This window comes from Burkholderia sp. Tr-862 (genome assembly GCF_011753085.1).
Taxonomy (GTDB): domain Bacteria; phylum Pseudomonadota; class Gammaproteobacteria; order Burkholderiales; family Burkholderiaceae; genus Burkholderia; species Burkholderia ambifaria.
Genome location: NZ_VWWG01000231.1, coordinates 1 through 8,324, shown reverse-complemented (window position 1 = coordinate 8,324; position 8,324 = coordinate 1). Strand labels below are relative to the sequence as shown.

Below are 8,324 nucleotides of genomic sequence, written 5' to 3'. Positions count from 1 at the left end.
GTGCGAGCAGCGCGCCCGCCTGGCGGCGCAGCACCGCACGCAACGCATCGAGTTCGGGCAGCACGGGTGCGTCGTCGGGCGTGACGAGGTAGGTCGTCACGCTGCCGAGATCGTCGAACGCATACGCGCGCAGCTCCTTGCGCGCGACATGCTCGGTCGTGATCCGCTTCGGCAGGATCGCGACGCCCATGCCGGCCGCCACGCAGCCGAGGATCGCGCCGAACGTGCCGAACGACGACACCGATTCGATCGCGAAGCCGCGCGCCTTCAGCCAGTGCTCCGCGATCGAGCGATACGGACAGCCTTCGTGAAACGCGAGCAGCCGCACGGTGTTGTCGGCCAGCAACTGCCGGCGCGTGAGCGCGGCCGCGCTCACCAGCACCATGTCCTCGGCGAACGCGGGCTCGTAACGCAGCCCGGGCCGCACGAGCGCACGCGCGGTCAGCGCGGCGTCGATCCGGCCGCGCAGCAGGGCGTCAGCCAGTTCCGGCTCGCTGCCGATCTGTACCACGAGACCGAGCGCCGGATCGCGCTCCTTCAACGCGGCCGCGAGCGCCGGCAAGCGCGTGGCCGCCGTGCTTTCCATCGAACCGAGCCGGAAGCTGCGTGCGATCGGTGTCTCGCGGACGACCTGCGTCGCTTCGTCAACGAGGCGCAGGATGCGGTCGCAATACGGGATCAGCCTGCGACCGGCGTCGTTGAGCACCAGCCGCTTGCCGTTCCGGTCAAACAGCGGCGCGTCGAGCGACTCCTCGAGCTGGCGAAGTCGCGCGGTCACGTTCGACTGCGTACAACCGAGCCGCTCGGCCGCGCGCAGCGCGCTGCCCTCCTGAACGACGGCCCGGAAGGTTTCGAGCAAAGGTATGTTCATATCACTTTCTCTTGTTACTGATTCAGTTTATATCATTTTACTTCGCCTATCATCCGGATTAGCCTAGCGGACATTCGGTGCCGGCCGGCCCCTTCCGAGGACTCCGCATGCCATCCGCTGTCTGCTCAGGTTTCACCGTCGTCCGCCGCGGGTCCGCGGTTCACCGATGCGCGCGCTGATCGCCGCGCTGGTGCGGCGGGGGCCGACCGTGCTCGCGTGCGGCGTCGGCCTCGGGCTGCTGGTACCGCCGCTCGCCGAACTCGCGCGGCCGCTGATGCCCGTCACCGTGTTCCTGTTCGTGCTCGGCACGCTGCTGCGCGTCGAGCCCAGCGCCGTGCGCGCGGTCGCGCGACGCCCGTCCGTGTCGCTGCTGCTGCCGGCCGCGACGATGATCGCGTGTCCGGTCGCGCTCGGCATCGCCGCGCGGCTCGCCGGCATGCCGTACGACTGGGTCGTCGCACTCGTGATCGCCTACTGCGCGCCACCGTCGAGCGGCACGTCGACGATCGCGCGGATGCTGTCGCTCGACGCGAGCGTCGCGCTCGTCGCAACCCTTGCGTCGATGGTGTTCGTACCGGTCACTGCGCCGCTGCTGACGGCCTGGTTCAGCCACGACGCGGCCGTGTCGATCTCGCCCGTCAATCTCGCGCTGAGGCTCGCGCTGCTGATCGGCAGCGCCGAAGGCGTCGCGCTGGTCGTGCGGCGCTTCGCCGGATCGCGGCTCGACCGTTATGCAACGCCCATCGATGCAATCGTCGTCATCGCGCTGCTGGTGTTCGCGCTCGGCACGATGGCCGGCATGCAGCAGTCGATCATCGACGCGCCGCACCGCGCGCTGACGGCGATCGCGCTGGCTTTCGCCGTCAACGCCGGCTTCCAGCTCGTCGCATACGGGATCACGCCCGGCGACGTCCGCACGCGCCTCAACGTCGCGCTGATCGTCGCCAACCGCAACGTCGGGCTGATGTGGGCGGCGCTCGGGCTCGCGGCCACGCCGACCATGGCGCTCGTGTTCACGTGCGCGCAGTTGCCGATCTATACGCTGCCGCGCGTGGTGCAGCACCTGCTGCCGCGCCTCGAAGCACAGCGTCTGCGCAGGCGCACGCGCTAGCCCCTCTCCCGTCCTCGACAAGGATCCAGCATGAAGCGACTCATCGTGATCGGCGCACGCGCCACCGGCAGCAGCGTCGCACTGGTGCGCGCCGCGCTCGCGCGCCAGGTGGCCGTGACCATCATCACCGCGCCCGGCCATCGTCTCGACGGCGCGTTCCCCGACAGTGTCGAAACGGTCAACCTCGCCTCCGACGCCGCGCAACTGGCCGCCTGGCTGCGCGCCCGCTTCCCGGACGAACTCGACACGTTGCGCGTGACCACCGCGCACGACACCTATGCGCGCACCGCCGCGTGGGTCGCCGACGCGCTGGGCCTGCCCGGCCCCGATGCACGGCATGTCGCACACGCGGTATCGAAGTCGAACCAGAAGGCATTGCTCGCCGAGCGCGGGATCCCGGCCGCGCAGTTCGTCGCGGGCACGCTGGCCGCGCCCGCGGCGCTCGCCGCCGCGGCCGAACCGCTGCGCTTTCCGGTCGTCGTCAAGCCGTCGGAGGGATCGGCGAGCGACGGCGTCCGGCGCTGCGAGGACATCGCCGAAGTGCGCGCGCAGCTCGACGCACTCGCCGCCGCGCAGGCCGATGCGGCATCGCGCGCTGCCGAACGCGTCGTCATCGAGGAATTCCTGAGCGGCAGCGAATACTGCGTCGAGTATTTCGACGGCCGCTATGTCGGCGCGCTGCGCAAGCTGAAGCGGCACGGCGCCGGTTTTCTCGAACGCGGCTATACGTCCGAACTCGATCTCGACGCCGATACGCTGCGCGCGCTGATCGACGTCGGCACACGCGCGACCGTGGCCGCGGGGCTCACCTGGGGCCCCGTGCATCTCGACTGCATCGTGCGCGACGGCGTCCCGCACGTGATCGAGCTGAATCCGCGCATCGCGGGCAGCTTCATCTGCGACATCGTGCGCGACGGCTACGGGTTCAACGTGGTCGACGCGTTGCTCGACAAACTCGACGGACGCCCGGTCGCGATCCCCGAGCTGTTCGAGCCGCACGCCTATGCGCGCGTCGAATTCCTGCTCGACAGCGATCCCGGCGCGTGGCGTTTCGCACAGGCCGGCGAGATGCACGACGGCGCCGTCACGATCAGCTACGGCCCGCAGGTGCTGCCCGACCGCGAACGGCGGGCGTTTCTCTATGTGCGCGTCGCGCTGCCCGCCGCGCTTCCCGATCATGCGGCGTCCGGGCCTGCCGCCACGTCGGCCGTGGGCGGTCCCGTCGCGCAGCCCTCGATTTCCGGCTAGCGCGGAATCACCGCCGACCGAAGACTCGACACAACCGGCGCGGACGCGCGCCGAACGACTACCCGACTCATCCCCCTCGCCATGACGACGCTATTCTCCGCCGCCTATCCGCGCACGCTGCACACCTTGACCGACCGCTTCACGGCCGGTACCGCGACCCGCATCGAAGCCTGGCTCTTCGAAGACGATGCGGCGCGCCGCGACGCCGAACGCACGCTGGCCGGCAGATCGCACGCCTGCTCGTTCCCGAGCTGACACGCCGCGGACGCTACCCGGTCGCCGGTGCGCCGGGATCGTTTCGGGAAAAGCTGTTCGGCGCCGCGCGGCTGCCCGACGGCCATGTTGCGACGCGCTACCGGTGGTGAGCGCCCGATCTTCTGGGCTTCAGCCTGTCAGGCGGTCTTGCTGCGACAGAGCCGTCCCGCGCCGCTCGCACGCGCGCCCTGCTGCCGTCTGGCGACACGCCGATGCCACCAGCGCATTGAACGACGTATCCCAGAACGGCGCGACGTTGGCCGGACCATCCAGCACGCCGATCCGCGCGAACACGTCCGCGACCTGTTGATGCTGCGCGACCACGTCGGGCGTGACGGGCAGCAGTGCGTAGTCGTCGCTGCGCTGCGCGAACATCGCCGCGAGATCGGCGACCGGCACGCGCGTCTCGCCATTCTGCACGCGCGCATACGCATCGAAATGCCCGTTCGCCCACGCGTACGCGCGCTGGAACCGCAGCAGCAGATCGCCGGTCGCCGCGCGCCGGCGCGGATCGTCGAGCGTGCGCGGGTTCGCATAGATCGGGAAATTGCCGGACAGGTAGCCCTTGCCCGTCTTGAGCACGCGTGCACCGTACCGGTTGCGCGCGAGCTGGCCGTTGTAGCCGTAGATCGCCCACGCGTCGAGGTCGCCGCGGTCGTACGCGGACAGTCCGTCGGTCGGCGACAGGTTGATCGGGTGGATGTCGTCGAAACCGAGACCGGCCTCGGCGAGCTGCCGGTACAGGAAATAGTGCGACGTCGTCGCGCGCACGTACCCGACACGCTTGCCCTTCAGGTCCGCGATGCTGCGAATCGGCGTGTCCTTGCGTGCGAGCGTGACCTGGTTGTTCAGGTCTTCCCGCGTACGCGAGATGAACCGGACGCTGGCCTTCTGGCGCGCGGCGAATACCGCCGGGATCTCGCTGCCTGAGCCAATGTCGAGCGCATCCGCGTTCAACGCCTCGATGTGCAGCACGCCGTTGTTGAACTCGCGCCACTCGATCCGGTACGGCGTGTCGCTCAGGCCGGCCGCCTGCAGCAACGCACGCCAACCGCCCTTGTAGGTCGCGACGCGCAGTGTGGTGCCGGCCAGATCGGTGTTGGCGGCCGGCGCGGCAAGCGCGACCCGCGCGACCACGGGGGTCGCCGCGAGCGCGGCGCCGGCGAGCAGCAGGCGGCGGCGTGCCGCCGAAGTTGACGCCATCGGATGCTCCTGTCGATTGAATGAAAAGAAAAGGGAAACCGCCGCGCGCGACGGTCGACGCGCGTCAATGCAAGGTCGGGAAGCCGTGGCGCTCGGCCAGCAGGTCGAGGATGCGGCGCGGGTCGGTGATGAAACGCACCGCGCCGAGCGTTTGCGCATCGTCCGGCGCCGGTTGCGCGCTACCGAACACGAGCACTGGCAGGCCCTGATGCGCGTCGTCGAGCGCGTCGATCACCGCGTGTCGCGGTCGTTCGAAACCGACGCGGCGCACGTCGAGGCGGTCGCTCCTGTCGGGCGCGCTCGCGAGCAGTCCTTCGATCGCCAGTCCGTGCGGACAGACGAAGTGTCGGCCCGGATGCTTCGGATCGGCAAAGCCCGGTTCCAGCAGAAACAGTACATCCCGACTCATTTCACTCGGCTCCCATGTTGGTGATTCCACCGGGATACACGCACACTGCGTGCACGGCGCCCGGCCGGATACACGACTGTATCGCCGCGCATCGTGCGGCCCTACCAACGTTTTGCGGAATCGATATGCCGACGTGCATACCGCATCGGCCGTGCGTGTCACAGCACCGCGTTGCATAAAAACATCGTCAGTGGAACGAACTTCGGCGTGGCATCGAACGATTTCATCGATCGATATGGGCGCGTTCGCACGTTGTCGTCGCCCGGCGTTTGTCATCGATGCCAATGCGTTCGCCGCAGCATGCGAGCCGGACGCGATCGCGGCGCGTGCGCCGGGCGGGCATCGACGCGCATTGCAATTCGGTCGCGCAGCGAATTGCAAACCACGGATCGAGTATTCGCCGACCATGCCGAATTCAATAGCATCGTGATCCTCGCAGACGTACCCATAAAAAACAGAGGATATTCATGATCAAGAAGTCGGTAGTCCTGGGTTTGGTTTCGATCGGTTCCATCGGTGCGCATGCGCAGAGTTCCGTTACGCTGTACGGCGTCGTCGACGCCGGCCTCGCCTATACGAACAATCAGGGCGGCGCGAGCAACATCCAGCAGACGAGCGGCAAGCTGAGCGGCAGCCGTTGGGGCCTGAAAGGCGTCGAGGATCTCGGCGGCGGCCTGCAGGCGGTATTCACGCTCGAAAGTGGGTTCAGGCCGAGCGACGGCGGCCTCGGCCAGGGCGGCCGCCTGTTCGGCCGCTCCGCGTACGTCGGCCTGAACAAGACCGGTCTCGGCACGCTGACGTTCGGCCGCCAATACGAGCCGATCACCGACCTCGTCGCGCCGTACTCGGGATCCGGCTTCTGGTCGCCGGCAACCCACATCGGCGACAACGACAACCTGAACCAGAGCTTCCGCATCAACAACGCGGTGAAATTCCGCAGCGCGACGATCGCCGGCTTCACGGCCGACGCGCTGTACGCATTCAGCAACCAGGCGAACGGCGGCGCGGGCACCGGCTTCTCGAACAACAACGCGTGGGGCGTGGCGGCGAACTACGTGAACGGTCCGTTCTCGGCGGGTGCGGGCTACGTGCGGCTGAATCACCCGAACGCGACGTCGAACACGAGCGGCGCGGTGGGCGGCGCGACCACGACGACCGGCAACGACTACACCGGCGCGTTCTTTTACGGGCTGAACGGCGGCGTGCGCAAACAGCAGATCGGTGTCGCGGGCGCGAACTACGCGCTCGGCCGCGCGACGCTCGGCTTCGCGTGGAGCCATACGCAGCTCGACTATGTCGACGGCTCGTCGCGCAAATTCAATAACTACGACGTGAATGGGCGCTACCAGATCACGCCGGCGGCGACGCTGATCGGCGTCTACACGTTCACCGACGGACGTGCGAGCGGCCTGCCGGGCACCGGCGGCCAGACGCTGAAGCCGCGCTGGCACCAGTTCACGCTCGGGTTCGACTATGCGCTGTCGAAGCGCACCGACATCTATCTGTCCGGCATCTACCAGCTCGCCGCAGGCGATGCGAGCACCGCGTCGTCGGGCGGCTATCGCAAGATCGCGGCGATCTCGAACATCGGCAGCGCGTCGTCGACGAACCGTCAGGTCGCGTTCGTCAGCGGGCTGCGCGTGAAGTTCTGAACGTGCGCGCAACGTGACACGGGCGCGGCGCGATAAGCAAAGCGGGAATCGTTGTTTGTCGCGCCGCGCGCGGTTGCCGACAATGTCCGTTTTTCCGGATGCTGCCGCGCCGCGCGCGACATGGCTTCGCTGATGACCGATACCTCTTCCCGTCCACGCCGCACCGGCCGCCGCGCGGCACTGCGACAGCTCGCCGGCGGCTGGGCCGCCGCGCTGCTGCCAACAGGCGGCGCGCTGGCGAGCCAGACGCTCGCGCCACTCGACGTACCGCCGTGGACGCGCACGCCGGGCGCACCGTTGCTGTCGCCGCCATACGGCGTGCCGGGCGGGCACGAACGCGACGTGATCCGCCGCAGCGCGCGCGCACCGGCGCTGCCCGGCTCCGGCTCGTCGATGACGCCGCTCGCCGACCTGTTCGGCGACATCACGCCGAACGGCCTCGTGTACGAACGCCATCACGCGGGCGTGCCCGATATCGATGCGCAGCGTCATCGCGTGGTCGTCCACGGGCTCGTGCGCGAGCCGCGCGTCTTCACGCTCGACGACCTGCTGCGCTTTCCGTCCGAGTCGCGAATCCATTTCCTCGAATGCTCGGGCAACACCGGCAGCGAATGGAACGGCCCGAGCGGGTTGCCCGTCCAGTTCACGCACGGGCTGCTGTCGTGCTGCGAATGGACCGGCGTGCGGCTGTCGACGCTGCTCGACGAAACCGGCATCGACCCGGCCGCGCAATGGCTGCTCGCGGAAGGCGCGGACGGCGCGGCGATGACGCGCAGCCTGCCGCTCGATCGCATTCTCGAGCGCGCGCTCGTCGTCTATGCGCAGAACGGCGAGCGGCTGCGCCCCGAGAACGGCTATCCGGTGCGGCTCATCGTGCCGGGCTTCGAAGGCAACACGAACATCAAGTGGCTGCGGCGGCTGAAGCTGGTACGCGCGCCGGAGATGACCCGCGAGGAAACGTCGAAATACACGAGCCTGCTGCCGAACGGATGCGCCCGCCAGTTCGTGTTCGAGATGGATGCGAAATCGGTGATCACGCGCCCGTCGGCCGGGCACCGGCTCGCGTCGCGCGGCTACTACCCGATCAGCGGTTATGCGTGGTCGGGACGCGGCCGGATTCGCGCGGTCGACGTGTCGACGGACGGCGGCCGCACCTGGCGCACCGCGCGGCTCGCCGGCGACGTGCGCGATCGCGCGCTGACGCGCTTCGAAGCCGACTGGGTCTGGAACGGCGAGCCGGCTGACCTGCAAAGCCGAGCGACCGACGAAACGGGCTACGTGCAGCCGACCCGCGACGCGCTCGTCGCCGCGCGCGGCGTCAATTCGCAATACCACTACAACGGCATCCAGAACTGGCGCGTCGGCGCGGACGGCGAGGTGCGCAATGCGTAGGCCGACTGTCCGTCTGCTCGTGTCGCTCGTCGTCTTGTCGGGATCGATCGGCTCGATCGCGTCGCCGGCCTTCGGCGCCGGCTTCGGCATCGGTCAGCCGGTCGACCGCGCGGCGATCGCAGCGTGGGACATCGACGTCGCGCCCGACGGCAGCGGCCTGCCGCGCGGCGCCGGCACGGTCGC

8 protein-coding genes and 1 pseudogene are annotated in these 8,324 nt (G+C 68.8%); 6 read left to right on the top strand and 3 right to left on the bottom strand.

The genetic code is table 11. The features are described from left to right. The coding region (locus F3J14_RS32135; protein ID WP_166726351.1) for a LysR substrate-binding domain-containing protein at positions 1-871 on the bottom strand (871 nt) is incomplete at its 3' end. Between the two features lie 166 nt (positions 872-1,037). Between F3J14_RS32135 and F3J14_RS32130 the strand changes: the two genes are divergently transcribed. From F3J14_RS32130 to F3J14_RS32120, 3 genes are all read left to right on the top strand, one after another. Continuing rightward, positions 1,038-1,982, top strand: coding sequence for a hypothetical protein (locus F3J14_RS32130; RefSeq protein WP_166726350.1), 945 nt, complete (start codon positions 1,038-1,040; stop codon positions 1,980-1,982). Between the two features lie 30 nt (positions 1,983-2,012). After that, entirely contained in the window at positions 2,013-3,230 is a 1,218-nt protein-coding gene (locus tag F3J14_RS32125; protein ID WP_166726349.1) for an ATP-grasp domain-containing protein, read from the top strand. Positions 3,231-3,311: 81 nt separating this feature from the next. Beyond that, positions 3,312-3,485, top strand: coding sequence for a hypothetical protein (locus F3J14_RS32120; RefSeq protein WP_166726346.1), 174 nt, complete (start codon positions 3,312-3,314; stop codon positions 3,483-3,485). A 129-nt stretch (positions 3,486-3,614) separates the two neighbouring features. On the opposite strand, the gene F3J14_RS32115 is transcribed toward F3J14_RS32120, so the two are convergent. Beyond that, positions 3,615-4,688 (bottom strand): ABC transporter substrate-binding protein, encoded by a 1,074-nt coding sequence (locus F3J14_RS32115; RefSeq protein ID WP_247682331.1) that lies wholly within the window; start codon positions 4,686-4,688, stop codon positions 3,615-3,617. 64 nt (positions 4,689-4,752) lie between these two features. Beyond that, entirely contained in the window at positions 4,753-5,097 is a 345-nt protein-coding gene (locus tag F3J14_RS32110) for a DUF3088 domain-containing protein (protein ID WP_166726348.1), read from the bottom strand. A gap of 467 nt (positions 5,098-5,564) precedes the next feature. Here F3J14_RS32110 and F3J14_RS32105 point away from each other — a divergent pair, with 467 nt between their 5' ends. The 3 genes and pseudogenes from F3J14_RS32105 to F3J14_RS32095 all read left to right on the top strand — a co-directional run. Next, positions 5,565-6,749 (top strand): porin, encoded by a 1,185-nt coding sequence (locus tag F3J14_RS32105; RefSeq protein ID WP_166726347.1) that lies wholly within the window; start codon positions 5,565-5,567, stop codon positions 6,747-6,749. Between the two features lie 132 nt (positions 6,750-6,881). After that, complete coding sequence (gene soxC, locus F3J14_RS32100) at positions 6,882-8,141, top strand: sulfite dehydrogenase (RefSeq protein ID WP_166726352.1); 1,260 nt, start codon at positions 6,882-6,884, stop codon at positions 8,139-8,141. Beyond that, positions 8,134-8,324: pseudogene (locus tag F3J14_RS32095) on the top strand (cytochrome c); the annotation flags it as partial. The gene soxC and the pseudogene F3J14_RS32095, both read left to right, overlap by 8 nt.